This window comes from Pararobbsia alpina (assembly GCF_902859895.1).
GTDB classification, from domain to species: Bacteria; Pseudomonadota; Gammaproteobacteria; order Burkholderiales; family Burkholderiaceae; genus Pararobbsia; species Pararobbsia alpina.
The window spans coordinates 1-1641 of sequence record NZ_CADIKM010000148.1; the positions used below are offsets into that span (position 1 = coordinate 1).

Genomic DNA, 1641 nt, shown 5'->3' on the forward strand with positions numbered 1-1641 from the left:
GGCCCAGATTGTGTCAAAACGCTTTTTGGGGCGCTAAAATTTGCCATCCGATCGCGAGGGATGAGCAAGATGAAGCGGTTCGTTCAAGGTGACAATCGTACGCAAAGCTTTCTCCTGCCAGAAGCGCTTGATGACTACGTGACGGACACGCATCCCGTGCGCGTAGTTGATGTCTTTGTCGATGAGCTTGATCTGCATAAGCTTGGGTTTGAAGGTGTCGAACCAGCGTTGACCGGTCGGCCGTCGTATCACCCCGAGGTGATGCTTAAGATCTATATCTATGGTTACCTGAACCGTATTCAATCGAGCCGTCGCCTTGAACGCGAGGCTCAGCGCAACGTCGAACTGATGTGGCTCACGGGCCGCCTGGCGCCGGACTTCAAGACCATTGCGCGGTTCCGTAAAGACAACGGCAAAGCGATCCGCAGCGTCTGCCGTCAGTTCGTCGTGCTATGCCAGCGTCTGGACCTCTTCGCCGAAGCGCTCGTTGCGATCGACGGTAGCAAGTTCAAGGCGGTGAACCATCGCGACCGCAACTTCACGAGCGCCAAGCTCGAACGACGCATGCGCGACATCGAGTCAAGTATCGCTCGCTATCTCGCGGCGATGGACACAGCGGATCGTCAGGAGCCTGCAATCGCGAAGGTCAGGACAGAGCGACTGCAAGACAAGATTGCGGCCTTGAAGGAACAGATGCGAAGCCTCAAGGAGATCGAGGTCCAACTCAACGCGGCGCCTGACGCACAGGTATCGCTCACAGATCCGGATGCCCGTTCGATGAAGACACGAGGAACGGGAGTCGTCGGCTACAACGTCCAGACGGCGGTTGACGCGAAGCACCATCTGATCGTCGCGCACGTCGTTACCAATGACGGCATTGATCGTGATCAGTTGACGTCGATGGCGAAGCTTGCCCATACAGAGATGGGTGTCGACAAGCTCACCGCAGTTGCAGATCGCGGCTACTACAAGAGCGAAGAGATACTCGCATGCCATGAGGCTGGAATCGCCGTATTTGTACCGAAGACAGTGACATCAAGCGCAACAGCCCATGGCCGCTTCGGCAAGGACGATTTCATTTACGACCCACAGACGAACGAATATCGCTGTCCGGCAGGCGAGCGGCTCATCTGGCGATTTTCGACCGTTGAGCGCGGCCTGAAACTCAGTAAGTATTGGAGTTCGAATTGCCAAAAGTGCTCGTTAAAAGATGCCTGCACGCCTGGTCCTCAACGCCGGGTGACACGCTGGGAGCACGAAGCCGTACTCGAAGAGATGCAGGCGCGACTTGATCACGCCCCTGAGATGATGCGAATCCGGCGGCAGACTGTCGAGCATCCATTCGGCACGATCAAGGCATGGATGGGCGCAACCCATTTCTTGACAAGAACCATCGAGCGTGTGAGCACAGAAATGAGCTTGCACGTGCTTGCGTACAACATGAAGCGAGTGATCAAGCTACTCGGTTCAGAAGCGTTGATGACAGCGATGCGGGCGTGAGGCCTGTTGGGAGGTGCTGCGCCTTCGCAATACTTCCGCTGTGATTTGACGCTCGGATCGCCGCAATCGAAAAGTCGAAACCTGCGGCAAGACAGGTTTCGTTAATTCCCGGTGACTCAGCGTTTTGACACGCTCTGGGCC

1 protein-coding gene is annotated in these 1641 nt (G+C 56.2%); it reads left to right on the top strand.

Going from position 1 to position 1641, the window contains the following annotated elements; translation table 11 throughout:
* Positions 1–69: 69 nt before the first annotated feature.
* A complete protein-coding gene (locus HV670_RS29910; protein ID WP_175108531.1) occupies positions 70–1500 on the top strand; it encodes an IS1182 family transposase in 1431 nt (476 codons plus the stop codon).
* The last annotated feature ends 141 nt before the right edge of the window (positions 1501–1641 follow it).